Origin of the sequence: Mycobacterium sp. 050272, from assembly GCF_039023525.1 — a bacterium.
In the GTDB taxonomy this organism is placed as follows: Bacteria; Actinomycetota; Actinomycetes; order Mycobacteriales; family Mycobacteriaceae; genus Mycobacterium.
Genome location: NZ_JBCHKV010000004.1, coordinates 341,189 through 362,729, shown reverse-complemented (window position 1 = coordinate 362,729; position 21,541 = coordinate 341,189). Strand labels below are relative to the sequence as shown.

Sequence of the window (21,541 nt, the reverse complement as noted above, 5' to 3'; positions counted from 1 at the left end):
CTAGGTGTCATCGGCGATCAGCGCGGCGAGCTGATCACGGTTGACCTTGCCGGTTGCGCTGTACGGGATGTTTTCCACGATCGCGCAGCGTTCGGGGAGCTTGAAGTGCGCGATCAGTCCGCGACAGTGTGCGCGCAACTCGTCGAGTGTCACCGGCGCGCACACCACGACGGCCGCACCGACGCGTTGCCCCAACTCGTCGTCGGCGATCCCGGCGACCGCGGCGTCTTCTACTGCCGGGTGTGAGCGCAATGCTTCCTCGACCTCGATCGGTCCGAATTTCTCTCCCCCGCGATTGATTGTGTCCTTCAGCCGGCCGCTAGGGAAGATGTAACCGTCAGCGTCCTGGCGGGCGAGGTCGCCGGTGCGCAGCCAGCCTTCGGTGACGTTCTGGGCGCTGTTGACCCACAATTCGCCGACCGCCCCGGCCTCGACGTCGTTGCCTGTAGCGGGGTCGACTACGCGCACTTCGACTCCAGGTAATGCGCGGCCGACGGAACCGGCGCGCGCCGGGTCGCGGTGATCGTCGGGCATCAAAGTCGTGTAAGCGCCCAGGGTTTCGGTCTGGCCGAACACGTTGGCCAACGCCACGTGCGGCAGCGCCGCCATCGCCCGGCGCACCAGCCTCAGCGGCGCGGCGGCAGCCCCGTAGGCGATGGCGATCAGAGACGACAGATCGGTGTCCGGGAAGTCGGGATGGTCGATGATCCGCTGCAGCATCGTCGGCACCACGAACGTTGTGCTGACGCGGTGCTCGGCTACCAGGCGTAGCCATTCGCCGGCGTCGAAACGCGTTTGCACCACCGTGGTGTTGCCCGAATACAGGCTGCCGAGCAGACCCAGCGCGCCGCCGACGTGGAACAGCGGGACGCTCAGCATGCTCACCGAGGGTTTAATGCCGGCCCGGAAGGGGCGCGACATCCCGGTGATGCGGCGGGTGAGTTGCTGGCCGCTGATGCTGACAGCCTTCGGGAGTCCCGTTGTGCCGCTGGTGAATAGGATTAACGCGTCGCGGTCGTCGGCATCGTCGGCGACGGCATCGCCGGCGGGTTCGGGTCGGCCCATCAGATCGGTCGATGTCAACGCCGTGGGGACACCGGCTGCTCGGACCCGCTCGGCGTAGTGTTCCCCCGCGACCGCCACGTCGGCGCAGGCGGCATTCGTGTGCAGTGCCCGCAATTCCGGCGGCGTCAGCGTGGGGTTCATCAGCGCGGGCGCGGCGCCGATGCGCGTCGCGCCGAGCAATGCGGCGATCGACAGCAGGCTGGCTCCGTCGACGACGGCGATGCGTTGTCCGGGCGTGACGCCGTGGGCGGCCAGGCTGGCCGCCCACTGCCGTACTGCCGTTGCAAGTTCGCCATAACCGACGGTGTGCCCGCCGACGATCAGGGCGGCCCGGGCGTGATCCCCGCTGGCGGCGGCGTCGTGGATCGTCCCGATGTTCATTCGCGGCTTAATACAGGGGTGACCACTCGGAGGTCCGCAGCAACCGGCTGGTCCACTGGTCGCGCAGGTCCAGGGCGTCGTACATCCACGTGCCCGGCGCGCGGTATTCGGCGGGGATATGGCTGCGGAGCAGGTCAAGCAGCGCCTCGGGACGGCTGATGCGCTGCATCAGGATCACCTCGCGTCGTACGTGGCTGCCGAGGGCGGGCTGGAATGCCGCGTGCATCGTCAGCATGGAGGACGGCTCCTGGAGGCTCCTGGCGTACACGTCGCCGCAGCGGACGATGTACTCCTCGAACTTGTCCTCGTAGGGCCACATGGTGTCTTCCATGTAGAGGGTCATCTCGTGCTCTCGCCCGTCGACCGGCACCTCGTCGAACCGGACACCCACCAGCGGTGACCAGGGCAGCGGCATCAGCAGCTTTGCGACGACCTCGTGGCGCAGCTCGTCGAGCCCGCGCATCCAGTCCTGAAGGTCGCCCTTCTGTACTCGCAGGGTCAGTTTCTCCCACGCCGCGCCGTCGCGAACGGCGGTCACGGTCACGACCGTGTACGCGGGGCCGCTGCCGTGCGCCTGGTTGGCGTACCACAGCAATCGGGCATCGTCGCCGCGCCCGAGGAGCGGCATCCAGCCGTCACGGAAGGCGGCTTCGAACTCGTCTTCTTTGCGGCCGCGGACCGTGTGCAGCTCGTGCATGAACAGCACGCACAGACCTCCATTCGCGGCGGTGGGCGCAACGCCGCTCAACGGACGGTAACTCCGGCAGGTTGACACGTCCAGGCCGGGTTAGCCGTATGCACAATTGCGCCTCGTCGCCCGACCTAGACAGCCGAGTTGAGAATCTGGTTTGCTCAACTCGGTACCGTCCTTACCGGGCAGGAGTTCTCCTATGGCAAGGCTCGACGTGCCGGAGGGCCCGGGTGGCGAGGCCGCCATGATCTGGACGCTGCGGCCACAGCTCGGCGGCATGGTCGAACGGATGATCCGCGGCGCCTATCAGCAAAGCATCCTGCCTGCCGACGAGCGTGAGTTGGCGAGAATGCGGATTGCGCAGATCAACGATTGCGTGGCGTGCTCGGGTTTTCGCGCGCAGTCGGTGCTCGACGCCGGTGTCGCACCCGAGTTGTACGACAACGTCGCCGCATACGCCGGCTACCCCGGCTATACGCCACGCCAACGCCTCGCCATCGAGTTCGCGGAGCGGTTCGCCAACGACCATGCGTCGATGGATGACGGGTTCTTCCAACGACTTCGGGAATCCTTCTCCGACGTGGAGATCCTGGATCTCACGCTGTGCGTCGCGGTATTTCTGGGCCTGGGACGTTCCCTGACCGTGCTGGGCGTAGACCAGTCGTGCGCCATCGACCTCTGACAAACCCGGAAGGAACCAATGGACATCGCCACCGTCGACGAACTGCTGAGCACCACCCGGTCGGTTCGTAAGCGTCTCGACCTAGCCCGGCCGGTCGGTCGCGAGGTGATTCTGGAGTGCATCCAGCTGGCGATGCAGGCGCCGACGGCCAGCAACACACAGGACTGGCGCTGGCTGGTGGTCACCGACGCGGACAAGCGCGCGGCCATCGCCGAGATCTACCGCAGCATCGGGTCGCAGTACCTGGCGTACGCGGTCGACAACGCGACCGACCCGCAGACCCAGCGGGTGTACCAGAGCGCGATGAGCCTAACGGAAACGCTGGGACAGGTTCCGGTGCACGTCATCCCCTGTCTGAACCAGCGCATCGACACGGCGGAGCCGGGCATCGCCGCGGCGGCCTGGGCTTCGATCATCCCGGCGGGCTGGAGCTTTCTGCTGGCGCTGCGCTCGCGCGGGCTGGGCTCGGTGTGGACGACGATGCATCTGTTCAAGGAGAAAGAGGTGGCCGAGCTGCTCGGCATTCCGCCGACCGTCACGCAGGCCGCGCTGTTCCCTGTCGCATACACGATCGGCACCGACTTCCGCCCGGCCGCGCGGCCGCCGGCGGAGACCATCACGTTCTGGGACGGCTGGGGAGATAGCTGATGCAGTCCTACACCGTGCGATTCCATGTCGACGCGCCGCCGAAAAAGGTGTGGCGGGTGCTGCATCCCCCGGTGCCACCGAACGCGCCGCGCCCGCGAGTGCTCAAGTGGCCGACCGGCAGCATGGAAATCCTGAACGAGGGCAACGAGGCCGGTGAGGGCCTGGTCCGCACCTGCGTCTTCCCGGTCCCCCGGTACCTGCTGTCCGGCGGCAGGGCGCGGTCGTGGGAGACGGTGACCGAAGCCGAGCTGAACAAGCTGTCGCGCTACATCGCCGTCGGCGCGCCGCTGTGGTCGCGCGCCGAGGGATATCACCAGCTCGAGGAGCAGCCCGACGGCACCACCGTGCTGACGTTTCACGAGACATATCACGCCTACAACCCGGTGCTGCGTTTCTTTCTCGAGCGCCCGGTGCACGCCAGGATTTCGCGGGACAACCTCGACACTTACGAGCACGCGCTCGGCTACGCGGGCAAGGTCCGACGGCTGTCCTAAGCGTTCGACGCCGCTCGGCCGACCTCACAGAGATGTGAATTAGGTTCTTGCCCCCGGTACCCTCGATGTCTATGGGTGGAGTACCTACCGCGGCACGGTTGGCTGCGGCGAGTCTGATGGTCGCGGGCTGGGCCGCCGCGTCCACCGTTGCGGCCAGCGCCGACCCGGACGACACACATGGTCCGGCGCCGGGGCCGGCACCGGGGCAATCAGCGTCCCCAGCACCGGCGTCGCCCGCGGCGTCGCCGTCACCCTCGCCCGCACCGCCGGGGGGCGCACCCAAGACGGTCATGGACAAAGACGGCCTGTATGCGGTGGGTACCGACATCGTGCCGGGCATCTACAGCAGCGGTGGCCCGGTCGGCAATGGCACCTGCTACTGGAAGCGGACGGCTAACCCGGACGGCGCCTTGATCGATAACTCGCTCACCAAGAAGCCGCAGGTGGTCAAGATCGAGCCGACGGACAAGGCGTTCAAGACGGATGGCTGCCAGCCCTGGCAGCTGACGCCGGACGCCCCTGCGCCCGCCGATGTTCCCGGGCCGGTTGCGGGGGCCCAACTGCAGGGCACCCTGGGCACGCTCAACGGGCTGCTGGGGCCGAACGGAATGCGGGTTCCCGGCACCTAGCCGTGGCCAGTACCCAACAGATTGTCGTCGTCGGTGCCGGAGTCAGCGGACTGACGTCGGCCCTGTGCCTGGCCGAAGCCGGGTGGCCGGTGCGGGTGTGGAGCGACGCACCGCCCAAGCACACAACATCGGTAGTGGCCGGTGCGGTCTGGGCCCCGCCGCGACCGGCCGGACGCGCCACCGAAACGATGGCGTGGACCCGGCATTCGCTGGGAGTGTTTCGCGAACTGGCCGCCGATCCCGACACCGGGGTGCAGCTTTCGCCGGCGCTGGGCGTCGGCGAATTGACCGCGACCGAGTCGATGTCGTCGGCGGCGCAGCTGATCCCCGAGTTGCGGCCAGCCCATTCAACCGATCTGCCCGACGGGTTTCGGGTCGGGTTTCGCGCGACCCTGCCGATGATCGATATGCCGCACTACCTCGGCTACCTCACGCGGCGCCTCGCCGCGGCCGGTTGCGAGATCGAGGAACACCCGGTGCGGTCACTGTCCGAGGCCGCCGACGCAGCGCCGATCGTGATCAACTGCTCCGGTCTCGGCGCCCGCGCGCTGGTGGGCGACGACACGGTGCGGCCACTGTTCGGTCAGCATGTCGTACTCACCAATCCTGGTTTGCGGCAACTGTTTTTAGAGATCAACAACGGCCCGGAATGGGTGTGTTACTTCCCGCACCCGCAACGTGTGGTGTGCGGCGGGATCAGCATCCCGGACCGCTGGGACATCACCGCCGAACCCGACATCACCGAACGCATCCTGGCGCGCTGCCGCCGGATCGAGCCCAGGCTGGGCGAGGCCGAGGTGCTGGAGACGATTACCGGGCTTCGGCCCGAGCGTCCCTCGGTGCGGCTAGCAGCCGAGCCGCTCGGGAAGGCGCGTTGCATCCACAACTATGGGCACGGTGGCAACGGCGTGACGTTGTCCTGGGGTTGCGCGCGTGAGGTAGTGCGGCTGGTCAGTCCTGATCGCTGACCGGCACTAGCGCTGTCTCCACGGACGCGTACGTCGGCAGCAACGGATGCAGTCCGCAGGCGGCGATGGTTCGGGCCACGATGGGCTGGCTGGTGACGAGTCGCAACGCGACGCCGCGACTGCGGCACTCGGCTGCCTCATGCGCCAGCGCGGCATAACCGCATGAGCCCATGAAATCGAGGTCGCACACGTCGATGACGAATGGACCGGGCGCGACGGTTTCGGCGGCACCGCGGCTCAGTACGTCCTGCCACGCGGTCTCGTTGCTGGCATCGATGTCGCCGCCGACATGGACGACTACTGACGAACCGGTGCGCCTGGTAACCGTGCGCAAGCCGCTCGGCGCGTGGCCAAGGTACGACCCGTTGTGGGGCCGCGCTATTCCGATCGAGGCAGTGTCCATCTCTGCGACATCCCGTCGTCGTGGGCAGTATCGGGCGACGCCGTCCTTCTCCCGAAAGGTCGGCAGGGTTGTCGTCAAACCAACCCCCGCCGGTTTTCACGTCGTTGCTGAGCATATGTGCAATTGAGATTTACCGAGTGCATTTGCCCAAATCGACCGGTTTTGCTCGCGGGCTCACGGCCGAAGGTCACTGAAAGCCTTACTATTTCAAGAACGATAGCCAACGACGAACCGAAACGGTGGAAACCCGTGAGCATCGATTAAGCGCTTCCCTCTCACGTTGCCACCATTACGATCAATCTCCCTGAGATGCGCAACTCGGTGGGTATGGAACATTTCCGCGATTTGGCTCAGGCTGAGGGATCAGCCGCGGGTGCGCCGGTCGACGTCGCCGATCACCAGCGACAGCAACCAGCTCACGATCGACAACAGGATCGCGGCCCAGATCGCCGTCCACCAGAAGTGGTCGATAGCCAGTCCCCAATGCGTGGTGTGTTCGGTGATCCATGCCGTGAGCCAGAGCATCAACGCGTTGACCACGATGTGGAACAGCCCCAGGGTCACGATGTACAGCGGGATGGACAGGAACGTAACGATCGGCTTGATGAACGCGTTGACCAGTCCGAAGATCACCGCCACGACGAAGATGATGCCGATGCGTTCCAGCGGCGTCTTGCCGCCGACGAAACTCAGCCCGTGAACGAAGTGGGTGACGATCCACATGGCAAAACCCGTCAAGGCGGCGCGAAGCAGAAAGGGGCCCATGCCGCAAGATCTTGCCATCCGAATTGAATGCCCGGCAGGGCCATTCGACCCATGCCGCTAGGCGGTCAGATTCAGTTGAGCGCGTAAAAGCGTTGCGCGTTGCGGCTGGCGATCTTCTCGCGCGCCTGTTCGCTGATGTCCGCGCGGGTGCGCAGGTGCTTGGTGCTCTCGGGCCACTCGCCGTCCCAGTGCGGGTAGTCGCTGGCGAACATGATGAAGTCGGCGCCCAGCACGTCGATCACGCCGGGCAGGATCGGTTCCTCCGGCTCGCACGTCACGAAGATGTTGCCCGCAGCCAGATATTCGTGCGGGTCGCGCCGCCAGCCGCGTTCGACCCAATCGCCTCGCTTCTCGTAGTGCTCGTGCAGGCGGTCCATGAAGAACGGAACCCAGCCGGCGCCCGCTTCCAGGAAGGCCACCCGCAATGTGGGATAGCGCTCGAAGACGCCGCCGGAAACCATCGCCGTCATCGCCGTCATCTGGTCGAACGGAAAGCTGATGCAGTGCACCTGGATGTAATTCGTGAAGCGGTCCACGCCGATCTTCGGCAGATGAATTCCGGGGGCGCCGTGAATGCCCAGCGGCATCTCGAGTTCCACCGCGGCGGCGTAGAACGCGTCGAGATCGGGATGATCCAGGTTGCGGTTCTTCAGCGCCGGCGGGACCAGAGTCGCCACCAGACCGAGTTCTTTGGCCTCGGTCATGACGTCGATGGCCGGCTGCCCGTGCTCGATCGGGGTCACGGCCACGCCGCGCAACCGGCCGCCCGACGAGGCGCAGTAATCCGCGATCCACTGGTTGTAGAGCCGCGCGAATCCCGCCGCGAATTCCGGGTCTTCGAGGCTGGGCGCGCACAGCCCCAGGCTCGGGTACAGGACCATCGTGTCGATGTGGTCGCGGTCGGCGTCGCCCAGCACGCCGTCGGGTGACGAGCAATTGATGTTGGGCGACTTGCTGATTCCGTGTTCGGGCGGACAGCCGGCGCCCGGGCCGCGATCCTCCGGATAGTTACGGCCTTCGATCATCAGCCGGAGGCGTCGATCAGTGCTGGGCTTGACGTGGTCGGGCCACCGCTTGATCGCTTCGATCGCCAGCGAGGAATTCTCGGCGACATGTCCATCGGCATCGATGATTCGCATATTCGGCGAACTTACTCCGGCGCCGTGGATGGTCAAACGGCTCGCGGTGCGCCACGATGCTTCACGTGACAACTCAACGGATCAACGCCGATCAGCGAAATTCGTTCATTGCCGCGATGTTGGGCTGGACGATGGACGCCTTCGATTACTTCATCGTGGTGTTCGTCTATGCCGATATCGCCAAGTCCTTCCACATCAGCAAGGCCGAGGTCGCGTTCATTACGACGGCGACCCTGTTCATGCGTCCCGTGGGTGCCTTGATATTCGGGCTCTGGGCCGACCGGGTCGGCCGGCGGCTCCCGCTGATGGTGGACGTGATCTTCTACTCCGTCGTCGGTTTCCTGTGCGCATTCGCGCCCAACTTCACCGTGCTGATGATTTTGCGGTTGCTGTACGGCCTTGGCATGGGCGGGGAATGGGGGCTGGGCGCGGCGCTGGCGATGGAGAAGGTTCCCGTCGAGCGGCGCGGCTTTTTCTCCGGTCTGCTGCAGGAGGGTTATGCCTTCGGCTATCTGCTGGCCAGTATCGGATCGCTGGTGGTGATGGACTGGCTGGGGCTGTCGTGGCGCTGGCTGTTCGGTCTGTCGATCATCCCGGCTCTGATCAGCCTGGTCATCCGCTACCGGGTGCAGGAGTCCGAGGTGTGGGAAGCCGCCCAGGATCAGATGAAACTGACCAACACCAAAGTCACCGACGTGCTACGCGACGGCAAGATCGTCCGCCGGTTCTTCTATCTGGTGGCGCTGATGACTGCGTTCAACTGGATGAGCCACGGCACCCAGGACGTCTACCCGACGTTCTTGGGTTCGACGGCCAACCACGGCGCCGGCCTGGACAGCGTGACGGTGAAGTGGATCGTGGTGGTCTACAACATCGGTGCCATCATCGGCGGTCTGTTCTTCGGCTCGATGTCGCAACGGTTCAGCCGCCGCTACACCGTGATTTTCTGCGCGATCCTCGGGTTGCCGATCGTGCCGCTGTTCGCGTTCTCCCGGACCGCGGCGATGCTGTGTCTCGGCTCGTTTTTGATGCAGGTCTTCGTGCAGGGTGCCTGGGGTGTGATCCCCGCGCACCTGACCGAGATGTCGCCGGACGCCATCCGCGGCCTCTACCCCGGGGTGACGTACCAGCTGGGCAATCTGCTGGCCGCGTTCAACCTGCCCATCCAGGAACGACTGGCCGAGACACACGGCTATCCATTCGCGTTGGCCGTCACGATTGTGCCGGTGCTATGTGTCGTGGCATTCCTGACGTTTATCGGCAAGGACGCGACAGGACTTCGCTTCGGTACCGCCGAAACTGCTTTCCTGCCAACGGAAGCCAAATGATCTAAAGCGGCGCTTGCTCGCTGAGCGCGCGTCGCAACATGTGCATCGCAACCGTCGCCGAGCGTTCGCGGACATCGGAACGGTTGCCGGGCAGTCGCAGTGTCCGGGTGTCCGTGCGCCCTTCGGCCAGTCGAACGGTGAAACAGACGGTGCCCACCGGCTTCTCCGGCGTCCCCCCGCCGGGACCGGCGATGCCGGTGATCGCGACGGCGGTATCGGCGCCGAAACGGCGTAACGCGCCGGCGGCCATCGCCTCGGCCACCGGTTCCGACACCGCGCCGTGTGCGTCGATCAGTGCCGCATCCACGCCGAGCAGCTGCACCTTCGCGTCGTTGGAGTAGCTCACCACGCCGCCCATCACGTAGTCCGACGATCCGGGCCGGTCGGTCAGCCGAGCGGCCACCAGTCCCGCGGTGCAGGATTCCGCGGTGGCTATCCGGCGCCCGGCCAGGAGCCGCGCGACCACGTCGTCCACCTGTGATCCGTCTTCGGAGTACAGCTGCTGACCGTGCCGGTCGCGCAGCAATTGGGTCAGTTGGGCGTAGACCTGCGCCGCGTCGGGCTCGTATCGGGTGACCATCTCGATCTCGCCCCCCCGCAGGCACGTGGTGATCTCCAGCGCGTCGAATCCGGCGACGGAATTCTGCGCGTCACGCAGTGTTTCGGCCAGTCCCGACTCGGGCAGCCCGAACATCCGGATGGTGTCCTGGCGGTAGATCGTCCGGCCGGCGATCGCCTGGCGCGCCGCCGGGGTCTCGATGGCCTTGTGCCACATCGGCGCAAGCTCCCGCGGAGGACCGGGAAGCACGATCACCGTGGGCTTTCCGGGCACCACGACGCCCGGGGCGGTGCCCACCGGGTCGAGCACCTGAGCGCCGGCGGGGACCATGGCCTGTTTGCGGTTGGCGGCGCGCACCGCCTCGAAGCTTTCCGAATCAAAGTGCGCCATAAGCTTTTTGAGAATGTTGGCGATCTTGTCTTCGACCACTTCATCAAGCAGCAGCTCGCGTTCACAGAACCGTGCCACCACCTCGACCGTCATGTCGTCGGCCGTCGGGCCCAGTCCCCCGCTGGTGACTATCAGGTCCACGCCCTGTTCAGCCATGAAGCGCAGTTGTGCCTCGATGTCGGAGGGACGGTCGCCGCAGATGGTGATGTGGGCCAACTCCACGCCCAATTCGAGCAGCCGGTCGGCGATCCACGGGCCGTTTCGGTCCTGGACGCGTCCGGTGAGGACTTCGGTTCCAGTGACGACGATGCCTGCGCGTGCGCTCACCGGCATGAGCCTACTGGCGCATACCGGCCGTCCGGCTGTTGGAGTCGCGCTAACCCTCGGCGAGGTAGCGCTCGACCGTCGCGACTTTGCGGGTCATCGCGTCCGCGACGCCGGCGCGCATGTCCACCTTGATCACCGTGCTGACCCTGGGAGCGCGAGCGGCCACGGCCTCGACGGCGCGCTGCACGACCGCCATCACTTCCTCCCAGGTATCGCCCTCGATCACGGTGAACATCGAATCGGTCTTGTTGGGCAACCCGGAGTCGCGCACCACCCGCACCGCTTCGGCGACGATCTCGCCCACGCCCTCGCCGACGCCGAGCGGGGTGACCGAGAACGCGACAAGGACAGACACGCGTCGAGCGTACCCATCGCGCCTGGCAACATCGAACCATGCGGGTTCTGGTGCAACGGGTCTCGTCGGCAGCAGTGGCCGTCGACGGCCAGGTGGTCGGTGCCATTCGGCCCGAAGGTCAGGGGCTGCTGGCACTGGTCGGCGTCACGCACACCGACGATGCCGACAAGGCGCACCGTCTTGCCGAGAAGCTGTGGAACCTCCGCATTCTGGCCGACGAACGTTCCGCGGCCGATATCGATGCCCCGATCCTGGTGGTCAGCCAATTCACGCTTTATGCCGACACCGCGAAGGGCCGCCGGCCGTCCTGGAACGCGGCGGCTCCCGCTGCGATCGCCGAGCCACTGGTCGCGGCGTTCGGGCAGGCGTTGCGCGGTTTGGGCGCCCGTGTCGAAACCGGCGTGTTCGGTGCGAATATGCAGGTCGAATTGGTCAACGATGGGCCAGTAACGGTGTTTCTGGAACTCTGAGGACGCCCTCGCAGGTACCTTGGATCGTGGTTGATCCAAACGGGAGGGGCGATCGTGAGCACTGCGCCTGAATCCGGGCCCGCATTCGGCTCGCTCCGTTCCGACGACGACCAATGGGACATTGTCAGCAGCGTGGGCTACACCGCTCTCCTGGTGGCGGGATGGCGCGCTGTGCATGCCGTAAGCGCGCAACCACTGGTCCGCGACGAATACGCGAAGCTGTTCATCGAGGCCTCGCAGGACCCGTATTTGGCCGGTGCGCTTGCCAATCCGGGAAGTACCGACGACCAGACCGCGTTTCCGCGTCTCTACGGAGTGCAAACGCGGTTTTTCGATGACTTCTTCACCTCCGCGACCGACGCGGGCATCCGGCAAGCGGTGATCGTTGCCGCCGGATTGGACTCCCGCGCCTATCGCCTTCAATGGCCTTCCGGAACAATCGTTTTCGAAATCGACCTGCCAAAAGTCCTGGAATTCAAGGCTCGTGTGTTGGGCGAGCACGGCGCGGTGCCCAAGGCGTCGCGGGTTGAAGTCGCAGCAGACTTGCGCACCGACTGGTCCAGGCCGCTGGAAGCGGCCGGCTTCGACACCGAAAGGCCGAGCGCGTGGTCGGTCGAGGGGATATTGCCCTACCTGACCGACGAAGCCCAGAACACGCTGTTCACCCGGATCAGCGGACTCAGCGCACCTGGCAGCCGAATCGCCATCGGCGCACTGGGATCGCGACTGGACCACGATCAGCTCGAAGCGCTGGAAACCAATCACCCCGGGGTCAACCTGTCCGGCGATGTGGACTTCTCCGCCCTGACGTATGAGCCCAACGGCGACCCCGCCGAATGGCTGGCCGCGCATGGCTGGAGTGTCGAGCCCGTCCGCAACACCCTGGACCTACAGGCCGGATACGGCATGACGCCTCCAGCTGTCGACGTAAAAATCGACAGCTTCATGCATTCGCAGTACATAACGGCTACCAGGTAACGGATGGAGTCGACGTGGTGACTATGACGATGCTCTCGCCCGCCGACGCCATCGCCGAGATCGCGGCCAGTGCACCAGGACCGCGAGTCGGCGCTTTCTTCGATCTCGACGGAACCCTGGTCGACGGCTTCACGGCCGCGGTCCATGTCGGCGATCGGATCCGGCGCCGACAGGTCGGACTTGGCGAGCTGGTCGGCGTATTCGATGCCGCGCTGCGCTATCGATTCGGCCGCCTGGAATTCGAGCGCCTCATCGTCCGGGCCGCGGGATATCTGCAAGGCGAATCATTGCTCGAGCTCGATGAGCTGGGCGAGCGGTTGTTCGTCGAACGTGTTGCCTCGCGCCTGTATTCGCACATGCGCGACATCGTGCACGCGCATCAGGAACGCGGGCATACCGTGGTGCTGAGTTCCTCGGCGCTGTCGATCCAGGCGCTGCCGGTCGCGCGCTTTCTCGGTATCTCCAACGTGCAGTGCAACCGTTTCGAGCTGGACACGCTCGGGCGCCTCACCGGCGGAATCGTCGAACCGATCGTGTGGGGCACGACGAAAGCTGCTGCGGTGCAACAGTTCTGCACCGAAAACGGTGTCGCGGTGCAACACAGCTACTTCTATGCCGACGGCGACGAGGACGCCGCGTCGATGTCAGTGGTCGGCTATCCGCGACCGGTGAATCCTCGCTCGGGCCTGGCCGCCGCGGCGGCGGCGCACGGCTGGCCGGTGATGTGCCTCGCCTCGGTGCGGCGCCGGCCGATGCGGACGCTGCGCTACCTGACCAACCACGTCCGCCGCGAATCCTAGGGCTTCAGCAGAATCTTCACGTCGTCACCGGATCGCGACTCCGCGGTCGCGTACCCCTTGGCCGCTTCGTCCAAGGGCATTGATGTGGTGAAGATGCCATCGACGTCGAGTCGGCCCGATTGCAGCAGCGGTATCAACTCCGGCCAGGTGCGCTGGACCGGCGCCGTGGTGAATCGAAGGCTGGTGCTGCGAATCAGGCAGCCCAAGGCGTTGAGCGGGAACGGATTCATATCGTGCACCCCAACAACCGAGACGGTGCCCCCGGGCCTGACCATGTTGATCGCGTCGGTCAGGGAGGAATCGGTGGCGACGGCGTCGATCACCGCGTCGGCGCCCCGTCCGCCGGTGGCCGCCATGACCGCCTCGAGCGCCGGGGCTTTGACCGGCGTCGCACCCCACCCCGCCGCGCGGCCCAAGCGACCATCGACCGTATCGATCGCGAAAACCGTAGCAGCACCCTGAAAAAAAGCACTGCGCAGCGCGCACAAACCCACCGCGCCCAGTCCGAGGACCGCGACGGCGCCGCCGAACGGAATGTCGGCACGCTGCGCCGCCGCCCAGCCGGTGGCCAGGTTGTCGGTGAGCAGCAGAGCCTGTTCGGTGCTGATGCCGTCGGGCATCTTCAGCAGCTGGAAATCGGCGGCCGGCACGGCCAGCAGATCGGCTTGGGCACCACCGAGCAGGCCCCCGCCGAAGATCTGAAAACCGTAGTAGCACATGACCGGATCGCGGGTCGCGCACCCCGGGCATTTTCCGCAGCCGGTGACCGACGACACCATGACCTGATCTCCGGCTTGGACAGTGCGCACCTCGGGTCCGACTTCCACCACGGTGCCGACCGCTTCGTGGCCCAGCGCGACCGGGTCGGGCATCGGAAAGTCGGCCTCGTAGAAATGCAAGTCGGATCCGCAGATGCCGGCGGCGGTGACTTCGACGACCGCACCGTCGGGGCCGGGAAGGACGGGATCGGGGCGGGTGTCGACCCGGATGTTGCGGGGGCCGTCGACGACTACCGTGCGCATGGTGCTGTGCTCACTTTCCTGGTGGGATTACGAACTCCGTTGTCGCACAACAAACTGAGACCAATCGGGCTCGCGTACCGCGGCCCAGTACTCGTTGAGGCGCCACGGGCTGACGGTGTGGATCTCGCCGTCGGCGTTCTTGAAGTAGGAGTGTTTGACCGCGGGATGGGACCACACCATTTTCTTGATCTGCGTCTGCGTCCGCCGGTGCCAGTCGGTCGCGGCTTCGGCTGCGGGTTCCATCGAGTGCACACCGACGTCGGCCAGCCGCCGCAGACACTGGTCGATATAGCGCATCTGCAGTTCGGACTGAAAGATCAGGCTACCGCCGTGGGCGAGGTGGGTGCCGGGCCCGTAGATGATGAAGAAGTTGGGGAAATCCGGAACCGTGATGCCCAGGTAGGCGTACGGGCGGCTCCCCCACATCTTGTGCAAGTCAATTCCGTTGCGGCCGGTCACCTTTAGCGGCCACAACACGTCGGTATGCCGGAACCCGGTGGCGTAGACGATGATATCGACTTCGTGCTCGACACCGTCTTCGGTGACGACGCCGCGGGGCGTGATCTTCTGGATCGCGGTGCGCACCAGTTCGACGTTGTCGCGCTGCAAGGTCTGCAGCCAGCTGCCGTTGTCCTGCAGCGTGCGTTTGCCGCAGGCGGGATAGTCGGGCATCACCTTGGCCAACAGCTCTTGGGAGTCTGGCCCGTCGCCGACCTGGCTGGTGATCCACTGCGAGAACATCATTGCCGCGGCGGCGTTGATGTCGCTGACGGCATCCTCGCCCGTGTAGTTCGGATCGCCTTCGGCGGCGTCGAGGCCCTTGTCCGAGCCGGGCCACAGGACGAGAAAGCGGTACCACCGTCCGTAGAACGGCAGATTGGTTATCGCCCAGCGCACGCCGTCGCCGACTTCGTCGTGGTACATCGCGTTCGGGAACATCCACTGCGCGGTCCGCTGGAACACGGTGAGGTGCTCGACGTCCCCGGCGACCGCGGGTGCGATCTGAAAGCCGCTCGCGCCGGCCCCGATCAAGGCAACCCGCTTGCCGCGGAGATCGACCGAGTGATCCCAGGCCGCGGAGTGAAAAGACGGCCCGGCAAAGCTTCCGGCCCCGTCGAACTCGGGGATGTGCGGCCGATTCAGCTGGCCGACCGCGGTGATCAGGGCCCGGGCGCGCAGGGTCTCGGTTTCGCCGTCGACGCCGCGCAGCGACACGCTCCACACGCCGGCGTCGTCGTTCCACTCGGCCGCGACGACCTCGGTGTTCCACCGCACATGCTCATTCAGATCGTGCTTGGCCATGACCTTGGTGAAGTAGTCCTGCAGCTCGTGCTGCTCGGCGAAGAAGTGCGTCCAGTCGTTGTTGGGTTCGAAGCTGTAGCAATAGAAGTGATTCGCCACGTCCACGCGAGCTCCGGGATAGCTGTTCTCCCACCATGTTCCGCCGGGGCCGGCGTTCTTCTCCACGATGGTGAAGGCGATGTTGGCTTGTTGGAGACGAACGCCGGCCAGGATGCCGGATTCGCCGCACCCGATGACGAGGACCGGGAGGTCGGAGCCTCGCCCGGCCGGTAGTGGCGACGGGCGGCGTGGGTCGGTGCCGTCAAGGTCGAGTTCCTCGGCGACCAGGGATTGGTAGTCGTCGGGAACATGTTCGCAGGCGGCCCAGTCCATCATTTCCCGGATGAGTTCCGGGCTCAGTGGCTCCGGCTCGGGGCAGCCGCGGTCGCGATATTCGCTGATGACGGTCAGCGCCTCGGCGCGGGCACGGGCTTTGTCCTCCTCCGACATGAACCCCTGCACCTCGTTGAGGAAGATGCCCATCTGCTTGTAGTCGCGGATGAAGCGGGGGTCGCCGGTGATGTGGACAAGCGACAACAGCAGCGTGGGAACGCTGACGTCCTCCAAAGCCGCCGCGATTTCCGGCGTTGACGTGGTGAAAGGGCGGCCGGAGTAGGGGCTTCGCATCGAGCCGTTCCTTTCGGTGGAGCCGGGGTCCTATTACGCTACTCAGCGTTTCGTAATTGGCAGCATTACGGTACCCGCTGGCGGCGGAGCGGATCAAGGGTCGGCACCGCGTCGTGCGTGGATGGCAAATTTTGATGGGTGTGACCCTTGTTAATATTTGCTTCGTGACTGCCAGAGATGGCTGGCCAGTGCGCCGCGGACAGCGCGGCGGCGCTCCCGTTTCGTCGCGACAGATAGGAACGGATTTGAAGCGCAACCGATTTGGCGCCGCGCTCAGTGTCGCGGTCACCAGTGCACTGCTGTTATCGGGATGCGGCGCCGACAATAATGCCGCGGGGAACTCGACGACGGCGACCTCGCCGGTGAAGGTGAATTGCGGCGGCAAGGCGAAGCTGAAAGCGAGTGGCTCGACGGCGCAGGCCAATGCGATGACGCGGTTCATCAAGGCATTCGAACAGGCATGCCCCGGCCAGACCCTGGACTACACCGCGAACGGCTCGGGTGCTGGGATCAGTGAATTCACGGGCAACCAAACCGATTTCGGTGGCTCGGACTCACCGCTGGCTGGCACCGAGTACGCGGCGGCCCAGGAGCGTTGCGGTTCGCCGGCCTGGGACCTGCCGGTGGTATTCGGGCCGATCGCGATCACCTTCAACGTCAAGGGCACCGATTCGCTGAACCTCGATGCCCAGACGGCCGCGAAGATCTTCAAGGGAACAATTACCGCGTGGAATGATCCCGCGATCCAGGCGCTCAATAAGGGCGTGACGCTGCCCGCCGAACCGATTCGCGTCGTGTTCCGCAGCGATCTGTCCGGGACCACAGACAACTTCCAGAAATACCTCGACGCGGCGTCCGGGGGCGTGTGGGGCAAAGGCGCCGGGAAGGCGTTCAACGGCGGTGTCGGCGAGGGCGCCAAAGGCAACGACGGCACCTCGTCGGCGGTCAAGGCCACCGAAGGGGCGATCACCTACAACGAGTGGTCGTTCGCCGAGGCGAAGAACCTGAACATGGCGAAGATCGTCACCGCGGCCGGTCCGGACCCGGTATCGATCAGCGCCGACTCGGTGAGCAAGACGATCGCGGGTGCGGCCGTGATCGGCCGGGACAACGACATGGTGCTCGACACCGTGTCGTTCTATAACCCCACTCAGTCCGGCGCCTATCCGATCGTGATGGCGACCTATGAGATCGTCTGCTCGAAGTATGCGGATCCGCAGGTCGGCACGGCCGTGCGCGCATTTTTGGAGAGCGCTCTCGGGGCCGGCCAGGAAGGCTTGGCGGACAACGGATACATACCGATTCCCACCGCATGGAAGTCGTGGTTGTTGGCTTCGGTCAACGCGGTCGCGTGACGTAGTGGTGGAACCTGTTCCAACCGGCGGATGGCCGCTATATTCGGGCGAACCGGAGGTGGATGAGTGTGGCTGCATTGCTCACCGCCTGCAGCGGCTTCCTCTTCGCCGTGTTGTGGATGGACCTGATGTTCGATGTCCAGGTTCTGGTGCATCGGTCGGCCGGCGAGGAATTGCCCGAGCCAGTGCTCGCGTCCATCGCGGGGTATTACCACCGCGCGACCACCGCGTCGCGCCCGATGAGCCGGCTGATTGCGCTGGTGATGCTGATTTTGTTGGGCGCGTTCGGGTTTCAGGCAACGCTGGGTCGCGATCCCGCCTGGCTACTGGTGCTGTCGGCCGGGCTTGCCGGCATCCCGACGATGCTGGCGATGACGCAGACGGTTCCCGACGCGATTCGGCTCGGGCAGCGCACCGACAGCGTGGCCGAGCAAAGCCGGCTGGCCCGGTCGGTCTGCCGCGATCACCTGGTCTGCGCGGGGTGCATGCTTGCGTTCCTGCTCCTGTGGGTGGCCCGGGCCCTGGTGATCTGATCGCTTTCGGCGACGCGTCGTAGTCGCGGCGCGCTAGTAAGGGGCCCCTGGCCACGTCATGGGCGCGGGTATTAAACTAGAACACGTTCCAATTCGGCCAGCATCCCAGGAGTTGTAATGCACACCCCTATTTGCGACGAGCTCGGTATCGAGTTCCCGATCTTCGCCTTCACGCACTGTCGCGATGTCGTGGTGGCGGTCAGCAAGGCCGGGGGCTTCGGCGTGCTCGGCGCGGTGGGCTTCACGCCCGAGCAGCTGGAGATCGAGCTCAACTGGATCGACGAGAACATCGGCGACCACCCGTACGGCGTCGACATCGTGATCCCGAACAAGTACGAGGGCATGGACTCGAACCTGTCCGCCGAAGAACTGACCAAACAGCTTCAGGCGATGGTTCCGCAGGAGCACCTGGACTTCGGTAAGAAGATCCTCGCCGACCACGGCGTGCCGGTCGAGGACAGCGACGGCGACACCTTGCAGCTGCTCGGGTGGACCGAGGCAACGGCCACGCCGCAGGTCGAGGTGGCGCTCAAGCACCCGAAGGTGAAGATGATCGCCAACGCGCTGGGCACCCCGCCGGCCGACATGATCAAGCACATCCACGAGGCCGGGCTCAAGGTGGCCGCGCTGTGTGGCTCCCCCTCGCAGGCGCGCAAGCACGCCGATGCCGGCGTCGACATCATCATTGCCCAGGGCGGCGAAGCCGGCGGGCACTGCGGCGAGGTCGGCTCGATCGTGCTGTGGCCGCAGGTGGTCAAGGAGGTGGCCCCGGTCCCCGTTCTCGGCGCCGGCGGCATCGGCAGCGGCCAGCAGATCGCCGCGGCGTTGGCGCTGGGCTGCCAGGGCGCGTGGACCGGCTCGCAATGGCTGATGGTCGAGGAATCCTCGAACACGCCGGTGCAGCAGGCGGCCTACGTCAGGGCCGGTAGCCGCGACACCGTGCGCAGCCGCTCGTTCACCGGCAAGCCGGCCCGGATGCTGCGCAACGACTGGACCGAGGCATGGGAGAAGCCGGACAACCCCAAGCCGCTCGGAATGCCGCTGCAGTACATGGTTTCCGGCATGGCCGTGCGCGCCACGAACCGCTACCCCAACGAATCCGTCGACGTGGCGTTCAACCCCGTCGGCCAGGTGGTCGGGCAGTTCAGCAAGGTGGAGAAGACCTCGACCGTGATCGAGCGCTGGGTCCAGGAGTACCTGGAGGCGACCAATAAGCTCGACGAGCTCAACGAGGCCGCCAGCGTCTGATCGAGGCTAGTCTTCGTCGACGTCGTACTTGCCGCCGGTGAAGACTTCCTTGGTTCGCTCGACCGCGTGAGTTGCGATGTCGATCGAACTCTCGACGATGCCGCTGACCCCGCCCTTGAGGTCGCCGCGGATGATGTCGCCGGCGTTTTCGACGATGTCCGAAGCCTTTTCGACGGCATTGGTCGCGATGTCCTTGACCGCGTCCACGGCGTCTCTGGGGTTGACCGCCACCGGAGTCTCCTATCGTTGCGGGACTTGAAAGGAACTTTGGTACGACTCTAGAGGGTCAGTAGTTGACCAGCGAGCGCACGAAGCGCAGCCACCGGGGAATTGGGCTCTGCGTCGGCCGACGTCCGCCCATGATCGTTATCCCGAAGGCGGGAAGAATCCGGCCCCGGTGAACCAACCCTCTTGCCAGCCTTGAGCGCCCAGGCACAACATCGGCAGTCCGCGGTCCGACTGTGCCGCGCTCTGCGGGCCGGGGCACTTCGCGCCGGCCTGCTGGACTCCGTACAGCGGATACGAAATCACCCAGTAGCCGGTGGTCGCGGCGGGAAACTGGTTGGGCGGCGGGAAGTGGCACGCTTCGGCCTGGCCACTGGGGCCGCGTCCGAAAATGAAGCGCTCGTAGTTGTCGCACGGCGCGCCCAGTGAGGCCTGGTAGTTCATGTTCGGGACGTCGCCTTCGTAACCGGCTGCCGCACCGGGCGCCATGCTGATGGCCCCACCCGTGATCGCAGCGACGGCGAGTACCTCGCGAATCATGCGCCTCCCACCCTTCCGTTCCCGTCACCTGGCCCTCGGTGCACCGGTGACCTGGACAAAAGCATATCGATTGTGTCGCGGGCCACAAGTGCCGACTGACCGACGGCCATCGGCGAACCCGCCGCCGGTGTCCCGGCCGGGCCGGGCCGAGCTTAGGCCGGTGTCGTCACGACTCATTGCTGCTGAACATGTTGCAATTCGGTCGGTCGATGTTGTGTCAATGCTTCCCAACGGTGGTGTTGCAGTGGTTTATTTGGCACAAGACGCACGACTAGAAGACTTCGTATCGAGGAGTGGGCCAATGACGACCACCAAGCCGATCCCGAATCTGCCTCCGGGCTTCGATTTCACCGATCCGGACATCCACGCCGAGCGATTGCCGGTGGAGGAATTGGCCGAGCTGCGACGCACCGCGCCGATCTGGTGGAACGAACAGCCCAGCGGTTGCGGCGGGTTCGACGACGGCGGCTTCTGGGTGGTCTCCAAGCATAAGGACGTCAAAGAGATTTCACTGCGCAGCGACGTGTTCTCCAGCCTGGAGAACACCGCCTTGCCCCGCTACCGCGAGGGCACGGTTCGCGAGCAGCGCGAGACGGGCAAGTACGTGTTGCTCAACATGGACGCCCCACAGCACACCCACCTCCGCAAAATCATCTCCCGTGGCTTCACGCCCCGTGCCGTCGAGCGGCTGCGGGAGGACCTGAACGCGCGCGCCCGGCAGATCGTCGCGAACGCGGCCGCCGAAGGCTCCGGCGATTTCGTCGAGCAGGTGTCGTGCGAGCTTCCGCTGCAGGCCATCGCCGGGCTGATGGGCGTGCCCCAAGAGGAACGCATGAAGCTGTTCCACTGGTCCAACCAGATGGTCGGCGACCAGGACCCGGAATTCGCCCGCAACGACGCGATGGGCGCCTCGGTCGAACTGATCACCTACGCGATGCAGATGGCCGCGGACCGGGCGCAAAACCCCGGTGACGACATCGTCACCAAGCTGGTCCAGGCCGACGTGGACGGCCACAAGCTCTCCGACGACGAGTTCGGCTTCTTCGTCATCCTGCTGGCGGTTGCCGGCAACGAGACGACCAGAAACTCCATCACCCAGGGCATGATGGCCTTCACCGATTTTCCTGACCAGTGGGAGTTGTACAAACGGGAACGCCCGGCCACCACGGCCGACGAGATCGTCCGGTGGGCCACCCCGGTCACGTCATTCCAGCGCACCGCCCTCGAGGATTACGAGCTGTCCGGAGTGCAGATCAAGAAGGGCCAACGGGTGGTAATGGTCTACCGCTCGGCCAACTTCGACGAGGACGTCTTCGAGGACCCGTTCACCTTCAACATCCTGCGCAATCCGAACCCGCACGTGGGATTCGGCGGGACCGGCGCCCACTACTGCATCGGCGCGAACCTGGCGCGCATGACCATCGACCTGATGTTCAACGCGATCGCCGACGCCATGCCCGACATAAAATCCGCCGGCAAGCCGCAGCGGTTACGATCGGGCTGGCTCAACGGCATCAAGCACTGGCAGGTGGACTACCGCACCAACGGGTCCGGGGAATGCCCTGTCGCCCATTGAGG

The 21,541-nt window shown here is 65.5% G+C and carries 24 protein-coding genes; 13 read left to right on the top strand and 11 right to left on the bottom strand.

The features are described 5' to 3' along the window. Positions 1-1,446 carry a class I adenylate-forming enzyme family protein gene (locus tag AAHS21_RS11665; protein WP_342927807.1) on the bottom strand — a complete coding sequence of 482 codons (1,446 nt, stop codon included), beginning with the start codon at positions 1,444-1,446 and terminating at the stop codon, positions 1-3. A 7-nt stretch (positions 1,447-1,453) separates the two neighbouring features. Then, on the bottom strand, positions 1,454-2,143 hold the full coding sequence (locus AAHS21_RS11660) for a hypothetical protein (protein ID WP_342927911.1): 690 nt from the start codon (positions 2,141-2,143) through the stop codon (positions 1,454-1,456). Between the two features lie 193 nt (positions 2,144-2,336). On the opposite strand from AAHS21_RS11660, the gene AAHS21_RS11655 reads away from it, so the two are divergent. The 5 genes from AAHS21_RS11655 (at position 2,337) to AAHS21_RS11635 (ending at position 5,558) form a co-directional block, all read left to right on the top strand. Continuing rightward, positions 2,337-2,819, top strand: coding sequence for a carboxymuconolactone decarboxylase family protein (locus tag AAHS21_RS11655; RefSeq protein ID WP_342927806.1), 483 nt, complete (start codon positions 2,337-2,339; stop codon positions 2,817-2,819). Positions 2,820-2,837: 18 nt separating this feature from the next. After that, the gene (locus AAHS21_RS11650) at positions 2,838-3,467 is read left to right on the top strand and encodes a nitroreductase family protein (protein ID WP_342927805.1); all 630 of its coding nucleotides are present in this window, start codon (positions 2,838-2,840) and stop codon (positions 3,465-3,467) included. Further along, on the top strand, positions 3,467-3,961 hold the full coding sequence (locus AAHS21_RS11645; protein WP_342927804.1) for an SRPBCC family protein: 495 nt from the start codon (positions 3,467-3,469) through the stop codon (positions 3,959-3,961). Before AAHS21_RS11650 ends, AAHS21_RS11645 begins: the two co-directional genes overlap by 1 nt. A 71-nt stretch (positions 3,962-4,032) precedes the next feature. Beyond that, positions 4,033-4,590, top strand: coding sequence for a hypothetical protein (locus AAHS21_RS11640; protein WP_342927803.1), 558 nt, complete (start codon positions 4,033-4,035; stop codon positions 4,588-4,590). A gap of 2 nt (positions 4,591-4,592) precedes the next feature. After that, entirely contained in the window at positions 4,593-5,558 is a 966-nt protein-coding gene (locus AAHS21_RS11635) for an FAD-dependent oxidoreductase (RefSeq protein ID WP_342927802.1), read from the top strand. On the opposite strand, the gene AAHS21_RS11630 is transcribed toward AAHS21_RS11635, so the two are convergent. The 3 genes from AAHS21_RS11630 to AAHS21_RS11620 form a co-directional block, all read right to left on the bottom strand. Continuing rightward, the gene (locus tag AAHS21_RS11630) at positions 5,542-5,961 is read right to left on the bottom strand and encodes an anti-sigma factor antagonist (RefSeq protein WP_342927910.1); all 420 of its coding nucleotides are present in this window, start codon (positions 5,959-5,961) and stop codon (positions 5,542-5,544) included. The two genes, AAHS21_RS11635 and AAHS21_RS11630, sit on opposite strands and share 17 nt — an antisense overlap. 363 nt (positions 5,962-6,324) lie before the next feature. After that, entirely contained in the window at positions 6,325-6,726 is a 402-nt protein-coding gene (locus AAHS21_RS11625) for a phage holin family protein (protein WP_342927801.1), read from the bottom strand. Between the two features lie 71 nt (positions 6,727-6,797). After that, on the bottom strand, positions 6,798-7,865 hold the full coding sequence (locus tag AAHS21_RS11620; protein WP_342927800.1) for an amidohydrolase family protein: 1,068 nt from the start codon (positions 7,863-7,865) through the stop codon (positions 6,798-6,800). A gap of 65 nt (positions 7,866-7,930) precedes the next feature. Between AAHS21_RS11620 and AAHS21_RS11615 the strand changes: the two genes are divergently transcribed. Continuing rightward, complete coding sequence (locus AAHS21_RS11615) at positions 7,931-9,193, top strand: MFS transporter (protein ID WP_342927799.1); 1,263 nt, start codon at positions 7,931-7,933, stop codon at positions 9,191-9,193. A 1-nt stretch (position 9,194) separates the two neighbouring features. On the opposite strand, the gene AAHS21_RS11610 is transcribed toward AAHS21_RS11615, so the two are convergent. Beyond that, on the bottom strand, positions 9,195-10,475 hold the full coding sequence (locus AAHS21_RS11610; protein WP_342927798.1) for a competence/damage-inducible protein A: 1,281 nt from the start codon (positions 10,473-10,475) through the stop codon (positions 9,195-9,197). Positions 10,476-10,518: 43 nt separating this feature from the next. Continuing rightward, a complete protein-coding gene (locus AAHS21_RS11605) occupies positions 10,519-10,824 on the bottom strand; it encodes an MTH1187 family thiamine-binding protein (RefSeq protein WP_096287912.1) in 306 nt (101 codons plus the stop codon). A 38-nt stretch (positions 10,825-10,862) separates the two neighbouring features. On the opposite strand from AAHS21_RS11605, the gene dtd reads away from it, so the two are divergent. The 3 genes from dtd to AAHS21_RS11590 are packed head-to-tail and all read left to right on the top strand — an operon-like array spanning position 10,863 to position 13,072. Further along, a complete protein-coding gene (gene dtd / locus AAHS21_RS11600; RefSeq protein ID WP_342927797.1) occupies positions 10,863-11,294 on the top strand; it encodes a D-aminoacyl-tRNA deacylase in 432 nt (143 codons plus the stop codon). Positions 11,295-11,348: 54 nt separating this feature from the next. Then, positions 11,349-12,272 carry a class I SAM-dependent methyltransferase gene (locus AAHS21_RS11595; RefSeq protein ID WP_342927796.1) on the top strand — a complete coding sequence of 308 codons (924 nt, stop codon included), beginning with the start codon at positions 11,349-11,351 and terminating at the stop codon, positions 12,270-12,272. A gap of 23 nt (positions 12,273-12,295) precedes the next feature. After that, positions 12,296-13,072, top strand: coding sequence for an HAD-IB family hydrolase (locus AAHS21_RS11590; RefSeq protein ID WP_342927909.1), 777 nt, complete (start codon positions 12,296-12,298; stop codon positions 13,070-13,072). On the opposite strand, the gene AAHS21_RS11585 is transcribed toward AAHS21_RS11590, so the two are convergent. Further along, entirely contained in the window at positions 13,069-14,094 is a 1,026-nt protein-coding gene (locus AAHS21_RS11585; RefSeq protein ID WP_342927795.1) for an alcohol dehydrogenase catalytic domain-containing protein, read from the bottom strand. The two genes, AAHS21_RS11590 and AAHS21_RS11585, sit on opposite strands and share 4 nt — an antisense overlap. A 27-nt stretch (positions 14,095-14,121) precedes the next feature. After that, the gene (locus AAHS21_RS11580) at positions 14,122-16,062 is read right to left on the bottom strand and encodes an NAD(P)/FAD-dependent oxidoreductase (RefSeq protein ID WP_342927794.1); all 1,941 of its coding nucleotides are present in this window, start codon (positions 16,060-16,062) and stop codon (positions 14,122-14,124) included. 245 nt (positions 16,063-16,307) lie between these two features. Between AAHS21_RS11580 and pstS the strand changes: the two genes are divergently transcribed. The 3 genes from pstS (at position 16,308) to AAHS21_RS11565 (ending at position 19,198) form a co-directional block, all read left to right on the top strand. Further along, positions 16,308-17,417, top strand: coding sequence for a phosphate ABC transporter substrate-binding protein PstS (gene pstS / locus AAHS21_RS11575; RefSeq protein WP_342927908.1), 1,110 nt, complete (start codon positions 16,308-16,310; stop codon positions 17,415-17,417). Between the two features lie 68 nt (positions 17,418-17,485). Beyond that, on the top strand, positions 17,486-17,950 hold the full coding sequence (locus tag AAHS21_RS11570) for a hypothetical protein (RefSeq protein ID WP_342927793.1): 465 nt from the start codon (positions 17,486-17,488) through the stop codon (positions 17,948-17,950). A gap of 117 nt (positions 17,951-18,067) precedes the next feature. Beyond that, positions 18,068-19,198 (top strand): nitronate monooxygenase family protein, encoded by a 1,131-nt coding sequence (locus tag AAHS21_RS11565; protein ID WP_096287899.1) that lies wholly within the window; start codon positions 18,068-18,070, stop codon positions 19,196-19,198. Between the two features lie 6 nt (positions 19,199-19,204). On the opposite strand, the gene AAHS21_RS11560 is transcribed toward AAHS21_RS11565, so the two are convergent. Both AAHS21_RS11560 and AAHS21_RS11555 read right to left on the bottom strand, forming a co-directional pair. Further along, a complete protein-coding gene (locus tag AAHS21_RS11560) occupies positions 19,205-19,429 on the bottom strand; it encodes a hypothetical protein (RefSeq protein ID WP_342927792.1) in 225 nt (74 codons plus the stop codon). A 135-nt stretch (positions 19,430-19,564) separates the two neighbouring features. Continuing rightward, a complete protein-coding gene (locus AAHS21_RS11555) occupies positions 19,565-19,963 on the bottom strand; it encodes a hypothetical protein (protein WP_342927791.1) in 399 nt (132 codons plus the stop codon). A 301-nt stretch (positions 19,964-20,264) separates the two neighbouring features. Between AAHS21_RS11555 and AAHS21_RS11550 the strand changes: the two genes are divergently transcribed. Continuing rightward, positions 20,265-21,539, top strand: a complete 1,275-nt coding sequence (locus tag AAHS21_RS11550; protein ID WP_342927790.1) for a cytochrome P450 — start codon at positions 20,265-20,267, stop codon at positions 21,537-21,539. Positions 21,540-21,541: the final 2 nt, after the last annotated feature.

Bases quoted from the DNA above. Each gene is read 5' to 3' on its own strand.
- AAHS21_RS11625 (WP_342927801.1), bottom strand. From the start codon at position 6,726: ATGGGCCCCTTTCTGCTTCGCGCCGCCTTGACGGGTTTTGCCATGTGG.
- AAHS21_RS11555 (WP_342927791.1), bottom strand. From the start codon at position 19,963: ATGATTCGCGAGGTACTCGCCGTCGCTGCGATCACGGGTGGGGCCATC.
- AAHS21_RS11580 (WP_342927794.1), bottom strand. From the start codon at position 16,062: ATGCGAAGCCCCTACTCCGGCCGCCCTTTCACCACGTCAACGCCGGAA.
- AAHS21_RS11585 (WP_342927795.1), bottom strand. From the start codon at position 14,094: ATGCGCACGGTAGTCGTCGACGGCCCCCGCAACATCCGGGTCGACACC.
- AAHS21_RS11620 (WP_342927800.1), bottom strand. From the start codon at position 7,865: ATGCGAATCATCGATGCCGATGGACATGTCGCCGAGAATTCCTCGCTG.
- AAHS21_RS11630 (WP_342927910.1), bottom strand. From the start codon at position 5,961: ATGGACACTGCCTCGATCGGAATAGCGCGGCCCCACAACGGGTCGTAC.
- AAHS21_RS11565 (WP_096287899.1), top strand. From the start codon at position 18,068: ATGCACACCCCTATTTGCGACGAGCTCGGTATCGAGTTCCCGATCTTC.
- AAHS21_RS11655 (WP_342927806.1), top strand. From the start codon at position 2,337: ATGGCAAGGCTCGACGTGCCGGAGGGCCCGGGTGGCGAGGCCGCCATG.
- AAHS21_RS11660 (WP_342927911.1), bottom strand. From the start codon at position 2,143: ATGCACGAGCTGCACACGGTCCGCGGCCGCAAAGAAGACGAGTTCGAA.
- AAHS21_RS11550 (WP_342927790.1), top strand. From the start codon at position 20,265: ATGACGACCACCAAGCCGATCCCGAATCTGCCTCCGGGCTTCGATTTC.
- AAHS21_RS11645 (WP_342927804.1), top strand. From the start codon at position 3,467: ATGCAGTCCTACACCGTGCGATTCCATGTCGACGCGCCGCCGAAAAAG.
- AAHS21_RS11590 (WP_342927909.1), top strand. From the start codon at position 12,296: ATGACGATGCTCTCGCCCGCCGACGCCATCGCCGAGATCGCGGCCAGT.
- AAHS21_RS11640 (WP_342927803.1), top strand. From the start codon at position 4,033: ATGGGTGGAGTACCTACCGCGGCACGGTTGGCTGCGGCGAGTCTGATG.
- dtd (WP_342927797.1), top strand. From the start codon at position 10,863: ATGCGGGTTCTGGTGCAACGGGTCTCGTCGGCAGCAGTGGCCGTCGAC.
- AAHS21_RS11650 (WP_342927805.1), top strand. From the start codon at position 2,838: ATGGACATCGCCACCGTCGACGAACTGCTGAGCACCACCCGGTCGGTT.
- AAHS21_RS11610 (WP_342927798.1), bottom strand. From the start codon at position 10,475: ATGCCGGTGAGCGCACGCGCAGGCATCGTCGTCACTGGAACCGAAGTC.
- AAHS21_RS11665 (WP_342927807.1), bottom strand. From the start codon at position 1,446: ATGAACATCGGGACGATCCACGACGCCGCCGCCAGCGGGGATCACGCC.